At 64.8% G+C, this 25312-nt stretch carries 16 protein-coding genes; 9 read left to right on the forward strand and 7 right to left on the reverse strand.

All coding sequences use genetic code 11. The annotated features are described in order from the left end of the window. The first annotated feature begins 28 nt into the window (after positions 1 to 28). Entirely contained in the window at positions 29 to 2395 is a 2367-nt protein-coding gene (locus tag SH412_RS06840) for a carboxylesterase family protein (protein WP_336522767.1), read from the forward strand. Between the two features lie 619 nt (positions 2396 to 3014). Here the strand turns inward: SH412_RS06840 and SH412_RS06845 are convergent. Continuing rightward, positions 3015 to 3269, reverse strand: a complete 255-nt coding sequence (locus SH412_RS06845) for a carbon storage regulator (protein ID WP_336522768.1) — start codon at positions 3267 to 3269, stop codon at positions 3015 to 3017. A 292-nt stretch (positions 3270 to 3561) separates the two neighbouring features. On the opposite strand from SH412_RS06845, the gene SH412_RS06850 reads away from it, so the two are divergent. Further along, the gene (locus tag SH412_RS06850) at positions 3562 to 4554 is read left to right on the forward strand and encodes a D-2-hydroxyacid dehydrogenase (protein ID WP_336522769.1); all 993 of its coding nucleotides are present in this window, start codon (positions 3562 to 3564) and stop codon (positions 4552 to 4554) included. 48 nt (positions 4555 to 4602) lie between these two features. Continuing rightward, entirely contained in the window at positions 4603 to 5076 is a 474-nt protein-coding gene (locus SH412_RS06855; RefSeq protein WP_336522770.1) for a DUF6714 family protein, read from the forward strand. Between the two features lie 102 nt (positions 5077 to 5178). On the opposite strand, the gene SH412_RS06860 is transcribed toward SH412_RS06855, so the two are convergent. From SH412_RS06860 to SH412_RS06875, 4 genes are all read right to left on the reverse strand, one after another. Next, the gene (locus tag SH412_RS06860) at positions 5179 to 6519 is read right to left on the reverse strand and encodes an ABC transporter permease (protein ID WP_336522771.1); all 1341 of its coding nucleotides are present in this window, start codon (positions 6517 to 6519) and stop codon (positions 5179 to 5181) included. Between the two features lie 2 nt (positions 6520 to 6521). Then, the gene (locus SH412_RS06865) at positions 6522 to 7190 is read right to left on the reverse strand and encodes an ABC transporter ATP-binding protein (protein ID WP_336522772.1); all 669 of its coding nucleotides are present in this window, start codon (positions 7188 to 7190) and stop codon (positions 6522 to 6524) included. A 165-nt stretch (positions 7191 to 7355) separates the two neighbouring features. Further along, positions 7356 to 8039, reverse strand: a complete 684-nt coding sequence (locus SH412_RS06870; protein WP_336522773.1) for a protein-L-isoaspartate(D-aspartate) O-methyltransferase — start codon at positions 8037 to 8039, stop codon at positions 7356 to 7358. A gap of 25 nt (positions 8040 to 8064) precedes the next feature. After that, positions 8065 to 9567, reverse strand: a complete 1503-nt coding sequence (locus tag SH412_RS06875; protein ID WP_336522774.1) for an MATE family efflux transporter — start codon at positions 9565 to 9567, stop codon at positions 8065 to 8067. A 312-nt stretch (positions 9568 to 9879) separates the two neighbouring features. Here SH412_RS06875 and hemL point away from each other — a divergent pair, with 312 nt between their 5' ends. From hemL to SH412_RS06890, 3 genes are all read left to right on the forward strand, one after another. Then, complete coding sequence (gene hemL, locus SH412_RS06880) at positions 9880 to 11178, forward strand: glutamate-1-semialdehyde 2,1-aminomutase (RefSeq protein WP_336522775.1); 1299 nt, start codon at positions 9880 to 9882, stop codon at positions 11176 to 11178. A 35-nt stretch (positions 11179 to 11213) separates the two neighbouring features. Beyond that, positions 11214 to 12347 (forward strand): endonuclease/exonuclease/phosphatase family protein, encoded by a 1134-nt coding sequence (locus SH412_RS06885; protein ID WP_336522776.1) that lies wholly within the window; start codon positions 11214 to 11216, stop codon positions 12345 to 12347. A 241-nt stretch (positions 12348 to 12588) separates the two neighbouring features. Next, a complete protein-coding gene (locus SH412_RS06890) occupies positions 12589 to 13620 on the forward strand; it encodes a DUF1559 domain-containing protein (protein ID WP_336522777.1) in 1032 nt (343 codons plus the stop codon). 316 nt (positions 13621 to 13936) lie between these two features. Here the strand turns inward: SH412_RS06890 and SH412_RS06895 are convergent, their stop codons facing one another. Continuing rightward, the gene (locus SH412_RS06895; RefSeq protein ID WP_336522778.1) at positions 13937 to 16123 is read right to left on the reverse strand and encodes a DUF1549 and DUF1553 domain-containing protein; all 2187 of its coding nucleotides are present in this window, start codon (positions 16121 to 16123) and stop codon (positions 13937 to 13939) included. Positions 16124 to 16391: 268 nt separating this feature from the next. Here SH412_RS06895 and SH412_RS06900 point away from each other — a divergent pair, with 268 nt between their 5' ends. Then, complete coding sequence (locus SH412_RS06900) at positions 16392 to 17759, forward strand: DUF1501 domain-containing protein (RefSeq protein ID WP_336522779.1); 1368 nt, start codon at positions 16392 to 16394, stop codon at positions 17757 to 17759. Positions 17760 to 18229: 470 nt separating this feature from the next. Beyond that, the gene (locus tag SH412_RS06905) at positions 18230 to 19138 is read left to right on the forward strand and encodes a PIG-L deacetylase family protein (RefSeq protein WP_336522780.1); all 909 of its coding nucleotides are present in this window, start codon (positions 18230 to 18232) and stop codon (positions 19136 to 19138) included. 169 nt (positions 19139 to 19307) lie between these two features. Here SH412_RS06905 and SH412_RS06910 read toward each other — a convergent pair whose 3' ends face one another. After that, on the reverse strand, positions 19308 to 20834 hold the full coding sequence (locus SH412_RS06910) for a sulfatase family protein (protein ID WP_336522781.1): 1527 nt from the start codon (positions 20832 to 20834) through the stop codon (positions 19308 to 19310). Positions 20835 to 21127: 293 nt separating this feature from the next. Between SH412_RS06910 and SH412_RS06915 the strand changes: the two genes are divergently transcribed. After that, positions 21128 to 25246, forward strand: a complete 4119-nt coding sequence (locus tag SH412_RS06915) for a c-type cytochrome (RefSeq protein ID WP_336522782.1) — start codon at positions 21128 to 21130, stop codon at positions 25244 to 25246. Positions 25247 to 25312 lie beyond the last annotated feature (66 nt).

Below are 25312 nucleotides of genomic sequence, written 5' to 3' on the forward strand. Positions count from 1 at the left end.
GGCGGGGAGGGACCGGCGGGAACCGCCGGTGGGCGAGACGATCGCTCGATCGGGATTTCCTGCGGCGGCGGGAGGGGGTGGCAACACTGTGGTCCGGCTCTCGACCATTTTCGGCGTCATCTGCGGCGCGGCCGCGTGGGGCATGTCCTGCGAAGCGTCTGAGATCCAGCTCAAGAACGGGATGCGGCTGCAGGGGAAGGTGGTGCGGCTGACGTCCCTGGGGTCCGGGAAGGGGGCGGCTGACGACGAGAATATCCAGGCTTATCCGATTGTCATGGTCGAGAACGACTGGCAGCGGTACTACGTTTCACAGCGGCAGGTGGAGTCTTTCGACAAACAGTTTCTGCCTGCGGTCGAAGAGCGATTCCGGATCGACCAGAAGCGGACATCGCAGCACGGCAGCGTGGGCTCGGTCGCCGGGCTCTCGCAGCTCGAGCCGTTCAACGAGTTCGGGCAGCGATCGATCAAGTTTCCGGGCAACGGGCGAGCGACGGTAGTGATCCAGGGGATCACGGAGATTTCGCCGAGCCACGTGACGATTTCGTCGCTGACTCACAACTGGGTTTACGGAGTGGCGACGAGCACGCTGCCGGCCCAGGAGATTGAGACGATTCTTCGACAGCGGCTGAAGCCGGGGGATGTCGAAGACCGGTTGGCGCTGGCGCGGTTCTTCGCGCAGGCGGAGATGTACGATCAGGCGTTCTCGGAGTTTGAGGCGATCGGGAGGGAGTTCCCCGAACTGGCCGGACGGGTCGGCGAGGCGCGGGAGCTGCTGCTGCAGAGCTTCGGGCGGAATGTGCTGGGCGAATTGAATCGTCGGCATGCCGCGGGTCAGCACGAGCTGGCGGAATCGAAGGCCAGGGCGCTGGAGCGGCAGCCGCTCGGGGGGGAAGTGCGGGCGGAGGTTCAGGAGTTTCTGGGGCGCTACGCGCTCCTTCACAACTCGCTCGAAAAGGCGGAGCTGCTGCTGGGGGATCTGCATTCGCGGATCGACGAGCCCGAGCTGATGGATCGCCTGCAGGGAATGCGTTCGGTTGTGAACGAGGAGCTTTCGCTGGAGACGCTCTCCCGGCTCGACCCGTTTCTCCGCGCGGAGAAGGACCCGCAGCTCACTCCGCGGGAGAAGCTGGCGCTGGGCTATTCCGGCTGGGTGGTTGGGCCGTCGAACGCGGTCACGGATCTGAATCAGGCGGTGCGGCTGTGGGACGCCCGGCATCTGGTGCTGGAGTACCTGCGGTCGGTTCATCCGCACGATCACGAGCATCTGCTGGGAGAAATCCGGAAGCTGGAAGGAATCGGGACGGCGTCGATTCAGCAACTGATTGCATTGCTGCCGCCGTGGCTGGAAGCTCCGCCGGCGGATGAGATGGGTCAGTCGCTGGTGGAGCTTTCTCCGGCGGGGGACAAGGATCGCGGGATCCGGTACCGGGTCCTGCTGCCGCCGGAGTATTCGCGGGACCATCGGTATCCGCTGCTGGTCGTGCTGCGGCCGGAGGGGCGGACGCTGGCTCAGACGCTGCAGTGGTGGGGGGGGAGTCCGGGGTCGCAGGGGCCGGCGCAGCGACGGGGATTTATTGTCATTGCCCCCGACTATCTGGGGGAGGAGCGGACGAGTTACGACTACGACATTCCGGCCCAGCGAGTCGTGCTGGAGAGTCTGCGGGATGCCCGCCGACGGTTTTCGGTCGATCCCGATCGGGTGTTTCTGACGGGGCACGGGATGGGCGGGGACGCGGCGTTCGATCTGGGCTTCGCCCATCCGGATGAATTCGCCGGGGTGATTCCGATCTGCGGCTATTGCGGCGAGTATGCCACGTATCTGCGGGAGAACGGGCAGTATACCGGCTGGTACGTGGTTGCGGGCGAGCTCGACCGGAGCACTCACTCGAAGAACTCGGCGGTGCTGAGTCGCTGCTTTCTGCACGGGACGCTGTTCGACATGGTTTACGTGCAGTTTATCGGGCGGGGACTGGAGCTGTTCGCCGATGAGCTGCCGCGAATCTTCGACTGGATGGAGAGCCGGCGGCGGGGGCCGCAGCCGAAGAAGTTCACCATTTCCAGTCTGCGGCGGACGGACAACGAGTATTTCAATTTTCGGGCGGAGGCGCTGGCGAAGAACGTCATTCTGCCGCTTCCGGCAGGCGTTCGGTTTCCGGGGGTGATGACGCTGGAGGTGAATATCACGCCCGGGAACACGATTCACGTCAAGAGCCCGTCGAAGTGGAATACGGTGTGGTTGAACGAGTCCTTGATCGACCTGGATAAGCCGGTGACCGTGACCGAGGCCAATCCGGCGCGGCGGGGTTTGCTGGCGCCCGATCTCGCCGTGCTGCTGGAAGACTTGCGGATTCGCTCCGATCGCTCGCGGCTGTACTCGATCCGGATCGATTTCTGAGGGGCAGAGGCTGGGTGAGGAACGCTGGCGTCGCCGCGTTTGAACCGCCGATCTGCTTCGATCGTCTCGTTCCGCCCGCTGCAGGCCGCATTGATGTCGGACTGCGCCAGAGCGGCCGGCGTTTCCTGGCCTGCACGCCTCACGGATTCAACCGGCTGCCGCGCCTGAGGAACACGTCGATTGTGTGTTTGGAGGAATCCGTTGCCGGCGGGTGGCTGGTGTGGAGTCTTCGAGCCCCCAGAATTGAGCCCGTTTGCATTCGCTGGAGGCGGTCGCAGACGCCCGACCCCAGCCCCCCGTCCTCCGCCGAGCCTGCGTTCCTCCCCGACGAGTGCTCCCGCGGGGGCGGGGTAACTCTCCAGATCCATGCTCGGCGGTTCTGCCGCAATCCCTGACACATCCCACCGCTCGAGGGCGAATTGACAGGTCGTCGCCCGTCTCTTCGACCGGCGCATCGCTCACGCCGGGGCGCGGTGAAATTGCGGAGGAGGGCAATGGCAGGTCGTGTCGGCGAGTCTCGCTCTCAGGCTCAACCGGTGCAGCGATCGCCGCCCGGCGCTCTTGAGGGACTGGTACTTCTACCAGATGCCGGGGAGTTCGCAGCGTCCGCCCCGCGAGCTCAGGAATACGCCAGAACTTCGGACTCGCAGGCTTCCATAGAATCTTCGAGGTAGAGGGTCTCTTCCCAGTAGGGCGGGATCGCGTCGGGAGCACTGATTCCGAGGCGCACGTGAGTAGGCTGAACCTCCAGCACCGTCACTACCATGTCGCCAATTACCAGGCTCTCGTCAACACCGCGGGAAATGACCTGCATCGGGAGTCCTCGTCTAACGGCCCGCACGACAAGAAGGGATGCGCTTCGGGGAAGCAGCATGGGGCGACATTCTGCCTCTGGGCTTCGCAAAGAGCAAGTCGGATTTCGCATTGGCAATCGTGTTTGCGCGAAGCGCGCGCGGACGGAAGATTGGACTTGATTCTTGCCGCGGATCGCTGCTCAACTTGCCGGACAATTCGAACCGCTCTACGGCTTGCCGCGAAGTGCATGCGGACAGACGCAAGAGCTTCGCGGGTCATGGAGCTCCCCCGCGCCATTGCCCCGGCGCATATCGCGCCATCGAATGTTTCCCCCGCGGAAAATGATGTTTTCGAATCGACGAAGGACTCCCATGAAGCTGGTGATCTCGCCTGCCGTGAATGACTCGCGTCTCGCGCGCATCGTGACGGCTGCAGGACCGATGACCGTCGTCAACGCCGCCGATGCCGCAACCGCTGTGTGCGAGATCGTCGATGCCGACGCGTTCTTCGGCAAGCTGACTCCCGAACTGCTTCGCGCGGCTAAGCACTTGCGCTGGGTGCAGTCTCCCACGGCGAGCCTCGAGCATTATCTGTTTCCGGAACTGGTCGAACATCCCTGCCAGTTGAGCAACATGCGCGGGCTGTTTTCCGATGTGATCGCGGACCACGTGATGGGACTCGTCCTCTGCTTTGCGCGAAATCTGCACGTCTACCTGCGGCAGCAGACCTGGGCGCCGGTGGGCGATCAGAGCGCCGTGACCGACTTTGTCAGCGCCCCAGGCACCTCCACGCCGGTCGATGCCGCCCATCAGCATCTGAGCGACCTCACCCTGGGAGTCGTCGGCGTCGGCGCGATCGGCGCGGAGATTCTCCAGCGGGCGAAGTGCTTCGGCATGTCGCTGCGGGGCGTCGATCCGCAGCGACGTTCGGTCGAGGGCGTGCTGGACGAGGTCTGGCCGGTCGAACGATTGCCCGAACTGCTCGCGCAGAGCGACTACGTGGTGATCGCGGCGCCGCAGACGCCCGAGACGTACAAGCTGTTCCGCCGGCCGCTGTTTCAGCAGATGCGGCGGAGCGCGGTCCTGGTGAATATCGGGCGGGGTGCGATTGTCGATCTCGCCGACCTGACCGAGGCGTTACGGGCCGGCGAGATTGCGGGCGCGGCTCTCGACGTCTGCGAGATTGAGCCGCTGCCTGCCGAGCATCCGCTGTGGCGCATGTCGAACGTGATCATCACGCCCCACGTGGCGGCCGCGTCGCCGCGGATTGCGGAACGGCATCTGGAGACGCTGCTGGAGAACGTCCGACGGTTCGTGCGGGGGGAACCGCCGGCGACGCTGGTGGATAAGCGGAAGTGGTATTGAGGGGCGGCCGGTCCCGCATGGCTCCGCCTGTGCCAAGAAAGTCTCCCGATGACCAACGAAGAACGCCGCGTCGCCGACCTGATTCGCGAAGCCTTTCAAGGCGTCACGCTGGGCGACGGCATTGGTTTGCTGGAGGCGCAGGGAATGGACGACTACGAATGTGGCGAAACGCTCGCGAAGTACCGGGCCAAAGATGAGAAAAACGATTGGTCCGCAATCCCCGCAGGGACGTTAAACCGGTGCAACAGCAGTCTCAGTTTCTTTGATCCGGCGGGAATGCGGTTTCATCTGCCGGCGTTTCTACTTGTGGATCTCGAGGGCACGCTGCCACAAGAAATGGATTTCAAGCTCGGGGTTCTGTCGGAATACCGCCGATCGCAGTTGAGTCTATTGTCGCCGGCTCAGCGCGACGCCATCCGGGAATTTCTTCTGTTGTGTCTGCAAAAGGATCCCGAAGGATTCAACGCACCGTCCATCCGACGATCCGTCGACACCTATTGGGCACCGTCCATCGATACCTGAGTCGGTCGATCCCGCACGATGGCGGGAGCGGTTCCAGCGACCGCCCGCTCACCTCTGCGTTCCGCTCCTCGGCTCTGCGTGAAATCTTTCCGTCCCGCAGACCTATTGGCCCGACAGCGCCTGCGCCACGTCCGTCCGGTAGGCCGCCATGCCCGGCAGGAAGCCGACGAAGGAGCCGACGCCCAGCAGGACCGGGAAGAGGACCAGTTCCCAGGGATCGAAGGCCAGCGGGTCCATCAGGATTCCCGAGCGGGCTTCCACCAGCGGAGCGGCTGCGAAGACCAGGCCGTGGCCCAGCAGCAGGCCGAACAGGCCGCCGCCGACGCAGAGCAGGATCGACTCCAGCAGGATGATGCCGAAGACCGTCGTCCGGCGGGCGCCGAGCGCCCGCATGATGGCGATTTCCTTCTGGCGGGCCGACATCGAGTTGTAGATGCTGACGAAGATGCCGATCCCCGAGACGATCACGATCAGCCCCGTCAGCACGATCAGCAGCGTCCGGACGCCACCCAGGACGTCGTTGAAGAGCTGCTGCATCGGCATGATCGGGTTGATGCCCATCGCCTGGTAGCCTTTCTTCAGTTCCCCGGCGAGCAGGTTGGCGGCGATCTGCGTCTTGCACTGCACCAGAACGGCCGTAACTTCCTTCTGCACGTCGGGAATAGCGTGCTGGTGGTCGTGGCCTGCGTGGTCATGGCCTTCGTGATCGTGTCCGCCGAGCCGCTTGACCTGGGCGGCGAGCTCCTCCTTGCTGAGCGGGGACAGGCCGAAGAACTTCCGCTCCCGTTCGATGGCTTCGCCGATCGGCTTGTCGTGCCCCTCGATCATGTAGAACCCTTCGAGGTTCACGTAGACCGTCTTATCGTGAGGCGTACCGGTCGGCGCCAGAATTCCCTTCACCTCGAACTCTTCATCGTGCACGTGACCCGTATCCGCGCCGCCATGCACCAGCTTGAACTTCGTCCCCAGCGTCCACCCGTTCTCCCGCGCGACGCGCTGGCCGATGACGGCGTCGAACGGCTTGCGCACGAAGTCGCCGTTGACCAGGAAGGGCCGTCGGGGGGCGTAGTCGAGCTCAAAGAATTGAGGGGTTGTTCCGACGATGGGAAAACTCCCCTGTTCGGTCACATCGCCGAACGCAATCGGTATCGCCACGCTCACTTCCGGCCGCTTCTGCAGATCCTTGTAGAACTTGTAGGGGAGGTTCTCGATGGGCGGACTGACGTGATAGACCGTGCTCAGCACGAGCTGCAGCGGACTTCCCTTGGGGCCGACGATCAGGTCGTAGTTGATCGAGCGCTGGCTGAAGGTGCTTTCGACGACGCCGAAGATGACGAGCACCGACACCATGAGCATGATGCCCAGGGCGATGCTGAAGGCGGTGAGCGTCGAAGAGAGCGACCGCTGGCGGACGCTCTTCCAGGCGATGGTCAGCAGGTTCATGCTCAGGTCCCGGGCCGGTTGAAATCGGACAGCTTTTCGACGCGTTCGAACTGCCCGGCCACTTCGGGGGCGTGCGTCACCATCAGCAGGGCGACTTCGTGCTCGCGGCACGTGTCGCGGATCAGATCCAGCACCGACTGCTGGTGAGCGGGATCGACATTGGCCGTCGGCTCGTCCGCCAGCAGAATTTGCGGCGTATTCACCAGCGCCCGCGCCACCGACACCCGCTGCTGTTCGCCGACGGAGAGCTGGCCGGGCTTGTGGTGCAGGCGATGCGCGAGCCCCACGCGATCGAGCAGCTCCGACGCTTTGGCGCGATTCACAGGCCGTCCGCCGAAGCTCATCCCCAGCAGCACGTTTTCGAGAGCCGTGAAGGCGGGGAGCAGATTGAATGTCTGAAAGACGTAGCCGATCCGCTCGGCCCGGAAGCGATCGCGGGCGGACTCGTGCAGCCTGGTGATGTCCACGCCGCCGATTTTGACTTCGCCCGCATCGGGCATGGTGATGCCGGCGATCACGTTCAAGAGCGTGGTTTTACCGCCGCCGCTTTGCCCCACCAGGACCACCTGTTCGCCGACGGCGAGCTGGAACTCGGCGATATTGAGGATGGTAATGACGCCGCCGCCGGGCTCGCGGTAGGTCTTGCGGATATTGCGGAGCTGCAGACTCATGCAGAAGTCCTGCCTCGTGGCTTCGAGCCGGAACAATCGTGGTCCGGGATCTTCGTCGATGCGTCCCAGTCCCGCAAGCAACTCCCGCGGGGCTCACGCAATCTACGCGATGCAAGCCGGATCCGCTGGAGACTTATCGCAATTTCGCAATAGAATTGCAGAAAGTCAATCCTCGCCGAATCCGTCGGCCCACCCTTCCGCCCCGATCAACGGCACAAACCGCACACCTGTGAGCTGCCGGGAGTGGATCGTCTCCCCCTCCCGGCGGTACTGCATCAGCACCTGCTGCGACGGTGGGCCGACTGGAATCACCAGCCGTCCGCCGTCCGCAAGCTGCTTCAAGAGCGCCTCGGGGACGCGCGGGCCGGCGGCTGCGACCAGGATGCCTTTGAACGGCGCCTGATCGGGCCAGCCCAGCGAGCCGTCCCCCTCATGGACTTCGACGTTGCTCAGCCCCAGGGCGTGCAACTTCTCTCGCGCTCCCGTCACGAGCTCCGGAATGCGTTCGACGCCGACCACGTGGCGACACAGGCCGGCCAGAACCGCCGCCTGATATCCGCTGCCGGTGCCGACGTCCAGAACAGTCTCGTCGCCGGTCAGTTCCAGCGCCTCCGTCATCAGGGCTACGACGTAGGGCTGGCTGATCGTCTGTCCCGAGCCGATCGGCAGCGCCGTGTTCCGCCAGGCGGCGGCGACGTACTCCGGCGGGACAAACTGATCGCGGGGGACGGTCTGCAGGGCCTGCAGCACGCTGTCGGACCGAATCCCTTCGGTCCGCAGTTCCTTGATCAACGATCGAATCGCGGCGGCGCGTTCGTCCGCGTCGCGGTTCGGCGAATCGTGCGACATCGCCGGCTTCCCTTTCGAGCCGGGATCAGACCTCGGCCTGCGGAGACTCGCAGACCGCTCCGGCAAACGCGGTCCCGATGACATGCGCCTCCCCCGCATTCGCCGGCTCGTAGCCCGGTTCCGCGGCGGTGTGCTCGATGATCTTCATACTCCTCCAGCGTCCCTGACGGAAGCGGGCGAGCATGATAAACCCGAGTGCAATCACGTACGCCGAACAGAACGCCCAGCTCAGAATCAGATCGGGACGATACCACTTCCAGACCAGCCAGGTCGGCAGGACCATCAGGAACCAGGCGCAGCTTCCCGTGGCGATCATCGAGAACCGCGTATCGCCGGCGGAGCGGATCGCGGACCCGAAAATGATCGCCATCGCGTCGAAGAACGAATAGAGCGTGACGAACCGCAGCAGAACGATCACCGTGCTCCGAATCCCGTCGAAACTCTCGCGATTGGCGCTGGCGGCATACGGCCACAGCAGCAGATCGGGAAGGACCATATAGATCACCCCGAAGACGACCATATACGCCCCCCCCAGCGAAAACGCCCGCCAGGTGCTGGCTTCGGCGAGGTCCGGTCGGCCTTCGCCGATCCGTTGGCCGACCAGCGTGGAAACGGCAATCCCGATTCCGACCACCGGAATGAACGCCAGCGTATTCAGATTGAACGCGATGTTCGTGGCCGCCAGCTCGGCTTCGCCGATCAGTCCGATAATCAGCATGAAGACTGTAAAACCGGCGACGTCGACAAACATCTGCAGACCGCTGGGGAGCCCGAACCTCAGCAGCCGCGCCAGCAGGTCGAAATCCAGACTCAGATTCCGCAACACGTGATACTGCCGCTCGATCGACGGCCGGAGCATCAGCCCGGCATAAACCACACAGGCCAGGAAGTTCGCGAGATTGGTGGCGATCGCCGCCCCGGTGATCCCCCAGGCGGGGAGCCCCCAGTTCCCGAAAATCATCGCATAGTCCAGCAGGACATTGGCCGCGACGGACGCGATGTTGACGGCCAGCACGACGCGCGTCTGACCCCGGCCGCTGAAGAAGCTCGACAGCGTCGCCGACAGCAGCGCCGGGATCGCCCCGAGGCTCAGCCAGTAGAAGTATTCCGCCTCCAGCGCGGCGATCCGGGCCTCATGCCCGATCAGCGCGAAGATCGCCTGCGAGAACGGGGCGAACCCCATCAGCAGCAGGCCCGCGAAAATCGCAAACCAGACGCCCTGCGCCACCGACGCAATCACCCGGTCCCGCTGTCCGGCTCCTTCGTACTGGGCCACGAACGCATTGATGTACGACGCGGTCCCGAACGGCAGGCTCAAACAGGACCAGAACAGGATGCCTGCCGGCAGCGACGCGGCGAGCGCGGCCGACGACAGTCCCGTCAGGAAGATCCGGTCCACAATGTGCATCAGCGACTGCGTGCCTGCGCTGAGCATCAGCGGCACGGCGATCGCCAGCAGCTCCGCGTATCCGCCCGGCGTTGCAGTCTGTCGAATTGGAGCAGCCGATCCGGCGGTCACAGTCGCCATCCTTTGTTCGTCGTCAACCGCCTGAAGCCCGGCCCGGGACCGTCGTGAAGATCCCGAAGTCCCGCACCATCCAGGGGCTGAGGGATTCCGCGGGAGTCCGATTCCGGCGGAAGATGATTGAGGGTACGGGGTGCCAATTGCGTTTGACAAGCCAGAGGCCGTGAAGGTTCGGCGAACGTGCTTCAATTCCTGAGTTCTTCTCTTCCAGGCCACCCGCGCCGGCGTCGCCTCACGCGCCGGGATCGACTATTATCGTCGGCAGGTCGGCCCGGAGCCGACGACAAGTCCGCCCGCATCCCGAGGTTCTGTCGCATGCCCCTGTCTCACGTGAAGAGCGAAGCCCATTTTGCCCGGGCTCAGAAAGTCATCCCCGGCGGCGTGAACAGCCCGGCCCGCGCCTTTGGCGGCGTCGGCGGGACGCCGGTGATCATCGATCGGGCGGACGGGCCGTACCTCTACGACATCGACGGCAATCGTTATCTCGACTATATCGGCTCGTGGGGGCCGCACATCCTCGGCCACCGCCATCCGCAGATCATGGACGCGATTCAGGCGTCTTTGCAGAAAGGGACCAGCTACGGCGCTCCCTGCGAAAGCGAAACCGTTCTGGCCGAGCTGGTGATCGCCGCCGTCCCTTCCATCGAAAAGGTCCGGATGGTCAATTCGGGCACGGAAGCCACGATGAGCGCTATTCGCGTTGCCCGCGGCTTCACCGGACGTAACGTGATCATCAAATTCGCCGGCTGCTACCACGGCCACGTCGACAGCCTCCTGGTGCAGGCCGGCAGCGGGGCCCTGACGCACGGCGTCCCGTCCAGCCCCGGCGTCCCCGCGGGCTGCACGGCGGATACGCTGTCCCTCCCCTACAACGACTGCCAGCAACTCGAAGACACCTTCAGCCGTCGCGGCGGCGAAATCGCCGCAGTGATTCTGGAACCGGTCGTCGGCAACATGGGCGTGGTGATTCCCACGCCGGAGTTTCTGCAGACGCTGCAGCGCGTCTGCCGGCAGCACGGCGCGGTCCTGATCTTCGACGAAGTGATGACCGGCTTCCGCCTGGCGTTCGGCGGAGCCCAGGAACGCTTCGGCATCAGGCCCGACATGACCACGCTGGGAAAAATTCTCGGCGGCGGCATGCCGGTCGGCGCGTACGGCGGTCGGACCGACATCATGAATTCGGTCTCGCCGGTCGGCCCCGTTTACCAGGCGGGGACCCTTTCCGGCAACCCGGTCGCCATGGCGGCGGGGATCGCCATGCTGACCGCGCTGAAGGAGCTGAATCCCTATCCCGCTCTGGAGACTTTCACGGCCCGCCTCTGCGTCGGCCTGTCGGCCCTGGCGGGCAAATACGGCCTGCCGCACACGATTCCCCAGATCGGCAGCATGTTCACGCTGTTCTTCAATCCTGAGGTCGTCACCAGCTACGACGTGGCGAAGCACAGCGATACGAAGCGCTTCGCCCGTTACTTCCACGCGATGCTCGACGGCGGCGTCTATCTGGCCTGCAGCCAGTACGAGGCCAACTTCGTCTCCGCCGCCCTGACCGAAGAGCATCTCCAGGCCACGTTGCAGGCTGCCGACCGTGCGCTGGAGCAGATTGCCCGTTCGTAACTGCGTGTCTTCCCTCTTTGAGATGCCCGTCCGGTATGACTCGACGTCGGTCGACACCCACAGTCCCTCGCCCCGCCGCGCCGAAGCGCACAGGCTCGCGGATCCTCCGGACGCTCGGCTGGCTCGACTTCTGGCTGATGTGCGCCGTCTGGGCGATTCTCTGGGCCATCGGCGAAACGTGGTGGGTCGGAGCCGCTCTGACTTATGCTCCGCTGTCGCTCCTCTGCGTCCCGCCGGCCATCCTCGGGCTGCTGTCGCTGCCGTGGGATCGCAAAGCCGTCATGCTCCATCTGATTGCGATGGGGGTCGTCGCCGGTCCGATCATGGGCTTCGTGGTTCCCGTCCATCGGCTGCTGGAACGGAGTCCGCAATCCGGTCCGCCGCTGCGGGTCATCACCTGCAACGTGCAGGGCTTCGGCGACGGCTTCGACGCGCGGCTCAAGGAGATCCTGGACCTCAAGCCGGATCTGCTCGTCCTGCAGGAAGCGTCGCGACCCTTCCCGGCTCTGGAAGAGGCGCTGCCCGGCTGGCAGTTCGTCGCTGCGGGGAATCTGAGGGTCGGCTGCCGATTTCCGGTGAAGTTCATTGCCGACATCCACCTCGACGAATTCGATCGGCGGGCGGCCCTGGTCGCCGAGGTCGCGACGCCTGCCGGACCGATGCATGTGGTCGACGTGCATCAGATGACGCCTCGACCGGGTCTGGCGAATCCCTCGCGGGAAAGCATCCAGTCGGGCGAGTGGGGCCGGCAGGTCAGCGAATGGGAACACAAGCGTCGTCGCGAAATGCGATCGCTCCGCCGGGCTGTTGACGCTGCCGTGGAAGGCCGCCCGCGAATCATTGCGGGTGACTTCAACGCTCCGTCGACCAGTCCGATCCTCCGGCGTTACTGGGGCGATCTGCAGAACGCCTTCACGCTGGCCGGCTGGGGCTGGGGTTACACGGCGCCCTGCGTCGAAGGGGAACGCTGGCCCGACCATACGCCGTGGATCCGCATCGACCATATTCTGTGTTCGAGCGACTGGCGCATCGTCGACTGTCAGGTCGGCCGGAGCCACGGCGCCGACCACCGGCTGGTGGTGGCGGACGTCGTGTTGAAGGGGGCGAAACGCGACATCGACGCCGCACCGCCAAACTCTGTGGACGACGAAACGGGCGCACCGCAATAGCCCGACCGGAGGACAGCGCGGTTCAACGCGCCGAGGGCCGCGCTCGGCATTTCGTCGGCCGGGCAAGATCGCCACGTGTCGACACGCTGCGATATCGATGGATCGCCATGCGAAAAATCGGCGAAGCCGCGACTTTCATCGCGGAATGCTGGTTGAGCGTGGCTTTCCGGAACGTTAGACTCGCGCCGTTCCACTGGCCGGCCGTTCCCGCAGTCACAGCGACCAGCAAAGGACCTCTTACATGCGCCGAGGATTCACACTCATCGAGCTGCTGGTCGTGATTGCGATCATCGCCATCCTGATCGCGCTGCTGCTGCCCGCGGTTCAACAGGCCCGCGAGGCCGCCCGGCGGACCCAGTGCAAGAATCATCTGAAGCAGATCGGCCTGGCGCTCCACAACTATCACGATCGGCACACGACGTTTCCGATCGGCGTCACCGACTACAACGGCCAGGTGAGCTGGCACGTCTACATTCTGCCCGACATGGATCAGGCGCCCCTGTACCAGCAGTTCCAGTTCGTCAGCTCCGTCTACGCTCTGGCCCCCAACGGCAAGTTCTGCACGGTCCGCATTCCAACCTTTCTCTGTCCGAGCGGCAGCGTCACCCTCAGCCCCCGCGAGCGCTGGCCCGATCCGCGCGATGGAAACACCGTGGATCCCGTCCGTCCCACGGAAACCACGCACTACTACGGCGTTCTGGGACCCCTGGGGCCGAATTCCTATGCAGGTCCGAATAACTTCCCCGGCGGCGTTACCGGAGGGCCCAGCAACGATCCCGATGGAACGCGCGGCGGAACCGACGACCCCAGCGGCAACGGCGTCCCGACGTTCGATCCGGGCGGCCCCGGCAACGACGGCACCTACCCGGAGGCGGCCCGCTGCAAGGGAGGGCCGAACACGCACGGCGGCTTCGGAACGACCGGCATCCTGACGCTGGACAAAGCCCGACGGATCAGCGAGGTGACCGACGGCATGTCACAGACTCTGCTGGTCGGGGAGCTCTCGTGGAACAAGGCGAATATCTACCGGTGCTGGTTTCGCGGAGTGAACGGCTGCGGAACGGGCGGATCGAAGAACATCAAGTATCACATGCATTTGCGGAAGTTCACGTCGTGGTATGCCAACGACGTCAGCTTCGGCAGCGAGCACACCGGCGGATGCCACTTCGTCTTCGGGGACGGCGCCGTCCGGTTCCTGTCCGAGAACATGGATCTGGCCGTTCTGAAGTCCCTCGGCAGCGCCAATCTGGGGGAAATCGCGACCGTGGAATAGCGGACGGTGGATCGCTTGTCGCTTATCGCCAGAGAAGAGGGTCGGATGATTCGTCTTCTCCGCCTCTCAATTGCCGGTCAGGATTATGAGGCGCGCCTCTTTTCTCCGTGGACGGCACTCCGACCTCTTCGAAGACCCTCACCCTGGCCCTCTCCCACTGAAGACAGCGGGAGAGGGGACAAGACGAAGAGACGCACTGTTTCAGAATCGATGCCGGTGATTCTGACGCTCGTCTCTGGACTCTCGACGTCTTTCGACATTCCACCTTCGACATTCGACATTTCTGATGTTGCGTCGTCGCGTGAAATCTTCGTTCTCAATGCTGGAACAGAAACTCGCGGTGGTTCAGCAGCGTCCACAGCACATCTTCGACCGCGGTGCGCCGTTCGGTCCCCGCCGCGCCGATCGGTCCCGCCAGCAGGTTGACTTCCGCATCGCTTGGCGGCCGGCCGAACGTCGCCAGGAACAGCTCCGCGAGAATCGCCTCGGCGGACTGGTCGCTGGCCGCGAGCCTCGCCGCCCGTCCATTCGCGCTGCGGACCTTGTCGTTGACCAGCGCCCCGCCCACAAGCTGCAGCGCCTGCGACAGGTTCGTCTGCGGGTCCCGTTCGCACTCGCAGGCCAGCGCGCGGGCCGGGCGGCCGAACGCTTCCAGGAACGGATGCTTGTATTCGCCATCCGGCAACGCCACGGCCCGTAGTCCGGGCGGCATCTCCGGAAAATTCTCCGGCACGCCGGTCGCATCCGAAATCGCATCCAGCAACTGCTCGGCCTGCAGCAGTCGCACGGGATAATGCGACGCATACCGGTCGTCGCCGACGTTGGTCGCGGTCGTTGCCGAGCTGAGCTGATAGACCGTCGACGTCAGGATCAATCGCAGTACGGCTTTCCGGTCGAAGTTCGTGCGCAGAAACTCTGCGGTCAGCTCGTCCAGCACCTCGGGGTGGGATGGCGGATTCGACAGCCGGACGTCATCCACCGGATCGGCGAGCCCCCGTCCGAACACGTGAAACCACAGCCGGTTCACGCTGTTGCGGGCGAACCACGGATTCTCCTTCGCCGTCAGCCACAGCGCCAGCGACTGCCGCCGGTCGGGCGCCACGTTCTGCGCAGGCTCCGACTGCCCCAGAAACTTCGGGGCCGCGGGCTTCCCCGTTCGCGGGTCGATTACCGCCGCATCGGCGAGCGCGTAGACCGTGTTCTCTTTGTCGTAGGCGTGATTGTTGTAGGGACCATCCTTGAAGCGGACGCCGCCGAAGAACGCGGCCAGCCCGTAGAAATCGTTCTGCGTCCAGTGCTCGCCGGGATGATTGTGACAGCGGGCGCACTGAATCCGGACGCCGAGAAAGAGCTGCGAGATTTCTTCCGTCGCCTGCAGCGGGTCGACCTGGGCGCCAATTCCTCCGACGCGCAGCCGTCGCCAGAAACTCGCCGGGGGATACTCGTAGTTCGCGCCGCTGGCCGTCAACAGCGTCCGGACGAACTCGTCTTCCGGCATGTTCTCCGCCATCGCCGAGCGAATCCACGCGTGATACTTCAGCGCGCCCCACTTCCCGGTAAACCGGTTGTTGCCGCCGAGCCGGTCGGTCCACTTCATCGCCCACCAGTCCGCGTACTCCGGGCTGTCGAGGAGCTGATCGACCAGCCGGCTCCGGCGGTCGGAATCCGCGCTTGCCAGGAACTGCCGGACTTCGTCGGGCGTCGGCAGCCGGCCAATCACGTCGAGATGCACCCGGCGGACGAATTCGGCGTCGCTGCAGACGGGCGACGGCTCGATCTGCAGCCGCTTGAGCCGGGCGAAGATCTGCCGGTCAATCAAGTTCTGCTCGGGCAGATCGGGCCAGCGAAATTCGGGACGAGATTCCTGGAACAGCAGCTTGGACGACGCGAACCGACTGGCATACTCGGCGACGACGGTCACCTCGCCCGGCTGCTCGCGCGTCACGATTCCGCTCGGGGCCACCACGGCTGGCGAGTGCTCCCCGACCGAAAACCGGGTCAGGCCGGTGACGTCCGTTGTGCTGCCGTCGCTGAACGTCGCGGTGACGGAAAGCGCCTGGTCGGTCCGCGGCGCCGCGATCTCCGCGACGTCCGGGCTGATCTCCAGCCCGACCAGCGACGGACGGTCCGCGGAATCGTCGGGGCAGCCCGCCGCAATCCACGCCAGCAGGATCCGGTACTCCGGACTGTCGACATGCAGTCGGCGGCCCCCCTCGTGAGGAATCGCGGCCACGGCCTTCAGCAGCAACAGACTTTGCGATGGCTCGGTCAGACTGATCCGGCGGCCGGCGTTTTCGCGGGTCAACGTCTGCAGGTCGAGCGCCGCATCGAAGCCCCGCAGGCTGAGCCGGAACCCGTTCTTGCCGGTCGGCGTGCCATGACAGGTCCCCGAGTTACACCCGAGCCGGGTCAGCACCGGCTCAACGTCGTAGCGCAAACTGGGCGGAGCACTGTCCGCACCTAGCAGCGACAACAGAACCAGTGGGGCAGCAATCGTCAGCATCGGTCGACTCCGGCACGAGTGGCCGGGGCTGGAGCGTCTTCGCGAAGCCGCGGAACACAACTCCGGAGCTTCCCTTCGGTCCAGCCCGGGCCACCCGGATGTCGGTGGGGAGGGCAGAGTCTCGGCGAGCACAATCATTGGCGGTTCCGGGTGGCGAAAAGCTGGAGTAGCACTCTGCACCCGGTCGACGTATCATACACATCCACCCGTGTTGATGCGACAGCAGGTGACTGAGTTTGCACGATTCCAACGGATGACGAGGACGGGAATGTCGCGATCGAACACCTCCGGCTGCCCGGGGTTTGAGTCCCTCAAAGGGACGCGCCGAACGCTGCTGCGCGTCGGAGCCCTCGGCGGGCTCCTGTCCCAATCGCAGTTGCTGCAGGCGGAATCCGCAGCCCCGTCGCGCGCGCGAACGGCGAAGAGCGTGATTCTGCTGTTCCAGTTCGGCGGAGCCAGCCACCTCGACACGTTCGATCCCAAACCCGATGCTCCTGCCGAGATCCGCGGCGAATTCGACTCCGTGGCGAGCGTTGTTCCCGGCCGACGGATCTGTGAGCACCTGCCGCAGCTCGCGAAGCTGGCCGACAAGTATTCGCTCGTCCGCAGCGTCCACCACAAAAGCTCGTCGCACAACCCGGGGGCGTACGTCTCGTTGACCGGCCGCGAGTCGCCGATTGACATCGTGACTCTGAATGCCTCCGCGAATGATTTCCCGCATCCCGGTTCGATCGTCGACTACTTCCAGCCGGCGCCAACGGGAACGCCGACATCGGTTTCGCTGCCGTCGATGATCGCCGACGGACCGTTCCGCACGCCGGGCGAGTTCGCCGGATTTTTGGGAAAGAAGCACGACCCGCTCTGGATTCTCAAGGATCCCAGCAATGCGAACTTCAACGTCAACGAGCTGAAGCTGCCGGAAGGGCTCGACCTGAGCCGGCTCAACCAGCGCCGCGAAACGCTCGCGGCCCTCGGCAAGTTGAGCCAGCTCGCCGACAGCGCCACGGAAATCCGCGGGCTGAGCGACTACCAGCAGCGGGCCATCGACCTGGTCACTTCGACCGCCACGCAACAGGCCTTCAACCTCCACGAAGAGCCCGACGACGTCCGCAATCGTTATGGCCGGCATCGTTACGGCCAGAGCGTGCTGCTCGCCCGCCGGCTGGTCGAAGCCGGCGTGCGGTTCGTTACGGTGTATTACTCCGCGGGGATCGGCGGCTGGGATACCCACAAGGACAACTTCAAGACCCTCAAAGGGAGCCGGCTGCCGGAGACCGACAGCGCCCTGTCTGCTCTGCTGACCGATCTGGAATCGCGCGGCCTCCTCGACAGCACGCTGGTCTACTGGACCGGGGACTTCGGCCGCACCCCGAAGATCAACGGCGACGCCGGTCGCGATCACTGGCCCCCCTGCGGAACGGTTCTGATGGCCGGCGGCGGCATCCAGGGAGGCCGCGAGTACGGAGCCTCGGACCGGTCGGGCGCCTATCCGCACTCCGACCCCGCCACCCCGGGGGACATCACGGCCACGATCTTCCACGCGCTGGGGCTCGACCCGGAAACGATCATTCACGACCAGCTTCAGCGTCCGATGCCCATCGCCGACGGCCGCCCGCTGCTGCCGCTGCTGGCATGAACAGAGGATTCACCGCGGCGGCGCGGAGGACGCGGAGATAAGACGAGAAATCTCGGGAAAGTGAAAAGTGGGTATTGAGTAGTGATGAGTTCAAAGTGATGGAAACGGGCAAGCGTCGCCCCATCGTTGATCATTGCATTTGCACGACTCACCCTTTGACCTCGTTCCCAGGCTCCCGCCTGGGAACGTCGCCTTGGGACGCTCTGCGTCCTCTTCCCTTCGCACCAGCAAGACGGCCAAGAGCGAGGCGGAGCCTCGCAATCCTCCGGTTCCCAGGCAGAGCCTGGGCACCAGTGTCGATTACGGAAAGTGAAAAGTGAGTATTGATGAGTGAGTCGTGCAAACTGGAAGAGATGTCGCTGAACCGTGAATCGCGTGCTCCGTGCACTTTGCACTCATCACTACTCAATTCTCACTTTTCACTCTCCGGATTTCTTCTCCGAAATCTTCCATTTTTGAGGCCACCTCGAATGTCTGCCGTCGCTCGCTGCCTGATCGCCCTGCTTCTGCTGACCGTCCCCTGCCTGGCCGCTGACGAGTCCGTCGACGATGGCAAGCTGCGGATCATCATCTTCGGTGCGCACCCCGACGACGCCGAATTCAAAGCGGGAGGTTCAGCGATCCTCTGGGCGCAGGCCGGGCATCATGTGAAGCTGGTGTCGGTCACGAACGGCGACATCGGCCACTGGCAGATGGCCGGCGGCCCCCTTGCACAGCGCCGCAGGGCGGAAGTGGAAGCGGCCGACAAACTCCTCGGCGCCGAGTCCGAGGTCCTCGATATCCACGACGGCGAACTGGAACCCAACCTCGAAAACCGCCGGAAGATCACCCGCGTCATCCGCAACTGGCGGGCCGACATCGTCATCGCCCACCGTCCCTGGGACTACCACCCCGACCACCGTTACGTCGGCGTGCTGGTTCAGGACGCCGCCTTCATGGTGACCGTCCCCTTCATCTGCCCGGACACCCCCGTGCTGAAGAAGAACCCGGTTTTTCTTTACTCCAGCGACGGCTTCAAGAAGCCCTATCCCTTCAAGGCGGACATCGCCGTGTCGCTCGATTCGGTCTTCGACAAGAAGCTCGAAGCCGTTCACGAGCTCGAATCGCAGGTCTACGAAGGGGGCGCCAGCGGCAGCGAAGAGTACGTTGCCAAGGTTCCCCCGGCCGCCGACCCCGTCGCCCGCAAGGCCTGGCTTCGCCAGCGCTGGGAAGGCCGCCAGGGAGGCGAAGCCAACCGGTTCCGCGACACGCTCATCAAGTGGTACGGCGACGAGCAGGGCAAGGCCGTCAAGTACGCCGAAGCCTTTGAGATCTGCGAATACGGCCGCCAGCCCAACGACGCCGAAATCCGCCAGCTCTTTCCGTTCCTGGGGCGTTGAGGGTTGAGCGTCGAGCGTTGAAGCAACTCGTTCCCAGGCTCCGCCTGGGAACGCAATCTTCCGACGCTCGGCGTCGTCTTCGTAGTGCTGTGGGACATGCGGTCCCGGCAATGATCCTCGCGCCACATGGGCACGCAACTCGGCACGCAGTAGAGTGCCCGACAAGACCTCAGCGCGCCTGCGACCGAATCCCCTCCAGCCGCCGCCCCATCTCTGCCACGCGTTCCGGATGTTGAGCAGCGACGTTGGTCGTCTCGCCCGGATCGCTCGCCAGATCGTAAAGCTGCGGCTCCGGAGCATTCCCAAGCTCGGTGTTCGTGTTGGCGCTCACGCGCGCCCCTTTGCCCGCCGGAATGAACTTCCACGTTCCGACTCGCAACGACAGCGAACCAGCATGCTCGACCAGATGGTCGCGTCCCGCCGGTAATTCTCCCAGCAGCGCCGGCAGCACGTTCACGCTGTCCGGCCCGGTTTCCACGTTCCAGCTCTGCCCCGTCAGCGCCGCCAGCGACGCCGGAAAATCGACCTGGCAGACGAGGGCCTCTGAAACCCCCGGCTGGACCTTACCCGGCCAGCGGACCAGCAGCGGCACCCGCGTCCCCCCTTCGAATGCGCTGTACTTCCCACCCCGCCACGGACCGGCCGGCCTGTGATCGGCCAGCTTCTGTACGGCGTCGTCCTTGTACCCGTCATCCACCACCGGTCCGTTGTCGCTGCTGAAGATCACCAGCGTGTTCTCGGCGAGTTTCAGCCGGTCGAGAGCCGCCAGAATCTCCCCCACGCACCAGTCCGCCTGCACGATGCAGTCGCCGCGCGGCCCCATGTCGGTCTTTCCGACGAACCGCGGATGCGGCACGCGGGGCACATGAATGTCGTGCAGCGAGAAGAACAGAAAGAACGGTTGATCCCGCTGCTGCTCGACGAATTCCACGGCTTTCGCAGTGATCGTGTCCGCCATGTCCTCATCGACCCAGCGGGCTGCCTTGCCGCCGGTCATGTAACCGATCCGGCTGATGCCGTTGACAATGGTCATGTCGTGGCCGTGACTCGGATGAACCTTGAGCAGCTCAGGATGAGCCTTGCCGGTCGGTTCACTACCGAGGGGCTTGCCAAACGCCACCTGAATCGGATCGGCCGGATCGAGTCCGACAACCCGCCGCTGTTCCACATAGACGCACGGCACCCGGTCGCCGGTGGCGGGAATCAGGAAGCACCTGTCGAACCCGATCTCCAGCGGCCCCGGCTGGATGTCTCCGTTCCAGTCGAGGTTTCTCGTTCCCAGTCCCAGGTGCCACTTGCCGACGACCCCCGTCCGATAGCCGGCCTGCTGCAGGATCGAAGGGAGCGTCGGCCGCCCCGGCTCAATGATCAGCCGGGCGTCGCCGGGAAGAACTCCAGTCCCCTTCTTCCGCCAGGCGTACTCGCCGGTGAGCATCGCATAGCGGGACGGCGTGCACGTCGCCGACGGAGAATGCCCGTCGGTGAAGCGGAGCCCCTCGCGCGCAATCCGGTCGATGTGTGGCGTCTTGACCCGTGTCGCCCCCTGGCAGCCGATATCGCCGTATCCGAGATCATCGGCATAGATCAGCACGATATTGGGGCGCGACGCCCGCCCGGCGGCAGAGGCCGGCAACACCAGTCCGGCAGTCACCACGACCGCAACTCCACACAGCCTCAGCCAGCGGCAAACAGACATGGACTCGATCTCCCGGCAACGTCGCAGATTTCAGCAGCGGTACATTTGGAGTCGCAACCGATTGTTCAACCAGACAACGTCAGCGTCAAACGTAAAGCATCAATTGCGTCAGGACAGAACATGCCTGGGTGATCACTTCCCCTTTCGACATTCCGCCTTCGACATTCGACATTCCTGGATTGCGTCATTACTGAGAGATCTTCTCCACCCGTCGGCACATTGGAGATCATCCGCGCCGCGCGGTACAGTCCCATCGACGACGACACATGCGAACGAAGTCGGAAAGGTGAACGATGCCGCGCTGCTGGTGGGTCCTGGCGAGCCTGACGTGCGTATTCCTGTTACCGGCAGTCTCTATCCAGGCGCAAGACGACGATGACGACGACTCCCGACCAGGGCTGATCGCCGAGCTTTCCGTCGGTTCGAAACAGATCCGACGGATCGATCCGGACCTCGCGTTCGCGTGGGGAGCGGACTCGCCAGATGCAAGACTGCCCGCCGGGCCGTTCCGTGCGAATTGGGCCGGTCAGATTCTGGTTCGCAGCGAAGGCGAACTGCAGTTCCATGCCTGGCTGCAAGGGAAACTGACCCTCCGCGTCCGGGACGAAGTGGTCCTGCAGGCGGAATCCGCAACACCGCAATGGGTCTCCGGACCGAAGCTGCCGTTTCGCTTTGGCGAATGGCCCGTCGTCGTGGATTACGAACGGACCGGCGGGCAGGGGACGCTCCAGGTCGCCTGGTCCTCGAACGACTTTCCCCTCGAACCCCTGCCGGCGCATGCCCTCTACCACACCGCTCCCGACGCCGTCCAGAAGGCCGTCGCGCGCGGGCGGGACCAATTTGAAGGCTTCCGCTGCCAGGCCTGTCATGACGGCGGCGCTGATGTTCCGGTCTTGTCCGCACCGAAGCTCGACGCACTCCAGGCCGGGACGAATCCCGCCTGGCTGGTCAAGCACCTGACACGGAAGGAAATGCCGGGGCAGGGGAGCCGGATGCCGGCCTTCGGTCTGTCCGAAGCGGAAGCTCAGGACATACTGGCAGCCCTCGCCGCCCAAAGCCGGAATGTGGAACTGGCGAAGGCCAGCGAGAAGAAAGCTGATGACAAACAGCGTGCTGCCGGGAAGGCGCTGATCCTCTCCACGGGCTGCCTGGCCTGTCACACGTGGAACAAAGTTGGGCAGGACTCCCCGTGGGGCGGCCCGGCCCTCGACGAGATCGCTCACCGCCGCACGCGGGCCTGGCTCCTGACCTGGCTGCAGGATCCCGCCAAGTTAAATGCGACCCATCGCATGCCGGTCTTCACTCTGAGCGACGCCGAGCGGCAGCAGATCGCCGCCGCGCTGATCCCGGAACCGCAGAAAACTTCTGCATGGAAGGACATCGTCCCCGACGGAAAAGACGCTGTCCAGCGCGGACGTGAGTTGCTGGCGTCGCGACGCTGCGCTGGCTGCCATCAAATTGAAAACGTCACTGCGACAGCGGCCCCGAGCCTGCGTCGACAGGACGTGAACTGGGACTCTGCGTGCACTTCCGCGAATTCTGCCAAGCCCGGCCAACCGAAGTTCGCCGGCGTCGATCAAGCGGCCGTCCGGGCCTATGTCGCCTCATGGACGATGGAATCGCCGCAACCGGGGCCGTTTCTCCGGGGCGAACGCCTGCTGACGAGCAAGGGCTGCCTCCTCTGCCACGACCGTAACGGCCAGAAGGGACTCTCGGCGATCGCCGCCGACATCGCTCGGACCGATGAGTCACTCGACGGCCACGCCCAGTTGCTCGTGCCGCCGTCGCTGACCGCCCTGGGCGATCGCATGCAAGACGCCGCGCTGATTCTCAGCGTCAAAGGCGAGCAGAAACGGCGGATGGACTGGCTCAAGGTGCGCATGCCGAAGTTTCAGCACTCCGCCGCTGACCTCGCCGCCCTGTCGACCTATCTGATCGGCCACGACCGCATTCCCACCCCCACGCCAGCCAGTCCGAAGTATCCCGTTGCGGAGACCGGAAAGCGCAACGCCGAACAACTGCTCGCCGGCCGCGAGCTGCTGGGCGGCAAGGGCTTCAGTTGCATCGCCTGCCATCGGCTCAAAGACTACGAGCCCAAAAACGTCGCCCGCGGAACGCGCGGCTCCAACCTCTTCGAAATCGTCCAGCGGATGCGACCGGAGTTCTTCTTCCGCTGGACGCGTTCGCCGTTGCGGGTGACCCCCGGCGTCGAGATGCCCTCCTATCAACGTCCCCACGCCACGCTGCTGGCGGGAGACATCGAAGCCCAGCTCGCCGCGATCTGGGAGGCCTGCAACGATCCCGGCCTGTCGATTCCCAGCAATCCCGCCGTGCTGGAACAGTTCTGGACCGTCGCGAAGGGCGAGTCTCCTCGGATTGTCCGCGACGTGATGACTATCAACAACGGAGCGTTAAAGACGTCTATTCCCCGCGCCTTCGCCGCGGGCTTCGACAATGGCCATGCGATCCTGTTCGACCTCGACCGGCTGGCCCTGCGGGGCTGGACCGTCGGGGACTTCGCCCGCCAGCGGACGGAAGGCAAAAGCTGGTTCTGGGACCTCGCCGGAGCCCCGGTCGCCGAAGGCTGGACCGGCGGCAGCGACTTTGTCCTGCTGCGCGAAACGACCGGCGAGGTGCTCGGCCCGGCAAACGGGGAACCCGCCAGCATCCGGCTGCTGGACTACCGCGTGGATCACGGCTCGAAATCGGTCGAGCTGCGTTATCGCATGAAGCTGACTGCGGACGCTGGGGAAATGACGATTGCCGAGAGCTGGCGGGCCTTGCCATTCCTGGCCGCAGACGGCGGCGGCGGCTGGGCGCGCCGCATTGCGTTCGAAGACGCCCCCGCCGGTTTGCGACTCGCCTTCCGGGAGCCCGCCGCCACGGCGGCCCTCGGCGCGATCTCCATTCACGCCGCAGCCCCGGCCCGGTGGGAAGTCCTGAAAGGAACCGAGCTGTCGGGCGCGCTGATCGCCATGGGAACTCCCCTGGAAGTCCACTATCGGAGCACGCTGGCCGCCCAGTCGGCGCCCTATACGCCGCTCCCCGAACTGGTTCCGGAACCGCAACCGGTAACCGACGTGCCGGGATATCGCGGCATCCGTCTGCCCCTCCCTCGCTCCATCATGCCGACCGCATTCGCCTGGACCTCTCGGGGCCAGCTCGCCTTCACTTCACTCAAAGGGCACGTCTACCTCGCCGAAGACACCGACGGCGACGGCCTCGAAGACAAGCTGATTCTCGTCGAAGAAGGACTCGCCGCCCCCTACGGCATCATCGCCGACGGGCCGGATCTCATCGTCGCTCACAAACCGGAGCTCCTTCGCCTGCGCGACACCGACGGCGACGGCCGGGCCGACCTCCGCGAAGTCGTCGCCACCGGCTGGGGCTACACCGACAACTATCACGACTGGACCTGCGGCATCGTCCGCGACGACCAGGGAGACCTGCTCGTCGCCCTCGGCAGCGACTATACGCAGAAGGGCCGCCCCGCCGCCCGCTCGCAGTTCCGCGGCAATATTCTGCGGATTACCCCTTCGGGGCAGATGACCCCCGTCGCCACCGGCCTCCGCTACGCCACCGGCCTCGCTCTCACGCTTGACGGCGAACTCCTCGCCACCGACCAGCAGGGAGAGCAGAACGTCTTCAACGAATTGAACGCCGTCCGCTTGGGCCGGCGCTACGGCGTGCCCGCCTTGCACGATCCCGACAAAAGCGCCCCCTCCGAGCCGCCGGCGGTCTGGATTCCGCACGACTGGACGCGCAGCGTCAACGGCATCGCCACAATTCCCGCAGCGGCCCCCCGCTACGCCGGCGATATCCTCGGCTGCGAATACAACAACCGGCTCCTGATCCGGCTGACGACGCAACTGGTCGACGGCGAACGCCAGGGAGCCGTCTTCCCCTTCAGCCGCCCCGGCCCGGAAACTTCGAGCGACACTCTGTCTGGACCCCTCTCGATCGCCTTCGGACCGCAGGGCGAGTTCTGCGTCGGCGAAATCCGCGACAGCGGCTGGCTGGGAGGCCTCAACGTCGGCTCCATCGTCCGCTTCGTCCCCGCGGACGATCTCCCCAACGGCCTCAAAAATATTCTGACGACACCCGACGGCCTGGAACTGGTCTTCCATCAGCCGGTCGACCGCAAGCTCGCTGGCGACGTGGCCGCATACCAAGTAGCCGGCTACACACGGCTCTGGGGCGGATCGTACGCCACGCCCGACAGCGGCCGGCACACGGCGGCGGTCCAGTCCGCGACGGTCAACGCAGCCGGCGATCGGGTCCGGCTCGTGCTCCCCGATCTGAAAATCGGACATTTGTACGACGTCTCGGTCGGCGAGATCGGCGGCGAATCCCAGCGAACCCTCTGGCCCGCCCTGGGTCACGTCACAATCCACCGCAAACCGGCCCGGTGAGATCTCGGAAGAAGAGTTTTACCGCTGAGGCGCGTTGGACGCAGAGAAGCGCGAGAGAAAGTCAGC

Origin of the sequence: Planctellipticum variicoloris, from assembly GCF_030622045.1 — a bacterium.
GTDB lineage: Bacteria > Planctomycetota > Planctomycetia > Planctomycetales > Planctomycetaceae > Planctellipticum > Planctellipticum variicoloris.

What these genes read in the sequence shown, in the direction of transcription:
- SH412_RS06910 (WP_336522781.1), bottom strand. Translation starts at nt 20,834, where the DNA reads ATGTCTGTTTGCCGCTGGCTGAGGCTGTGTGGAGTTGCGGTCGTGGTG.
- SH412_RS06895 (WP_336522778.1), bottom strand. Translation starts at nt 16,123, where the DNA reads ATGCTGACGATTGCTGCCCCACTGGTTCTGTTGTCGCTGCTAGGTGCG.
- SH412_RS06855 (WP_336522770.1), top strand. Translation starts at nt 4,603, where the DNA reads ATGACCAACGAAGAACGCCGCGTCGCCGACCTGATTCGCGAAGCCTTT.
- hemL (WP_336522775.1), top strand. Translation starts at nt 9,880, where the DNA reads ATGCCCCTGTCTCACGTGAAGAGCGAAGCCCATTTTGCCCGGGCTCAG.
- SH412_RS06860 (WP_336522771.1), bottom strand. Translation starts at nt 6,519, where the DNA reads ATGAACCTGCTGACCATCGCCTGGAAGAGCGTCCGCCAGCGGTCGCTC.
- SH412_RS06875 (WP_336522774.1), bottom strand. Translation starts at nt 9,567, where the DNA reads ATGGCGACTGTGACCGCCGGATCGGCTGCTCCAATTCGACAGACTGCA.
- SH412_RS06850 (WP_336522769.1), top strand. Translation starts at nt 3,562, where the DNA reads ATGAAGCTGGTGATCTCGCCTGCCGTGAATGACTCGCGTCTCGCGCGC.
- SH412_RS06870 (WP_336522773.1), bottom strand. Translation starts at nt 8,039, where the DNA reads ATGTCGCACGATTCGCCGAACCGCGACGCGGACGAACGCGCCGCCGCG.
- SH412_RS06890 (WP_336522777.1), top strand. Translation starts at nt 12,589, where the DNA reads ATGCGCCGAGGATTCACACTCATCGAGCTGCTGGTCGTGATTGCGATC.
- SH412_RS06905 (WP_336522780.1), top strand. Translation starts at nt 18,230, where the DNA reads ATGTCTGCCGTCGCTCGCTGCCTGATCGCCCTGCTTCTGCTGACCGTC.
- SH412_RS06885 (WP_336522776.1), top strand. Translation starts at nt 11,214, where the DNA reads ATGACTCGACGTCGGTCGACACCCACAGTCCCTCGCCCCGCCGCGCCG.
- SH412_RS06845 (WP_336522768.1), bottom strand. Translation starts at nt 3,269, where the DNA reads ATGCTGCTTCCCCGAAGCGCATCCCTTCTTGTCGTGCGGGCCGTTAGA.
- SH412_RS06865 (WP_336522772.1), bottom strand. Translation starts at nt 7,190, where the DNA reads ATGAGTCTGCAGCTCCGCAATATCCGCAAGACCTACCGCGAGCCCGGC.
- SH412_RS06900 (WP_336522779.1), top strand. Translation starts at nt 16,392, where the DNA reads ATGTCGCGATCGAACACCTCCGGCTGCCCGGGGTTTGAGTCCCTCAAA.
- SH412_RS06915 (WP_336522782.1), top strand. Translation starts at nt 21,128, where the DNA reads ATGCCGCGCTGCTGGTGGGTCCTGGCGAGCCTGACGTGCGTATTCCTG.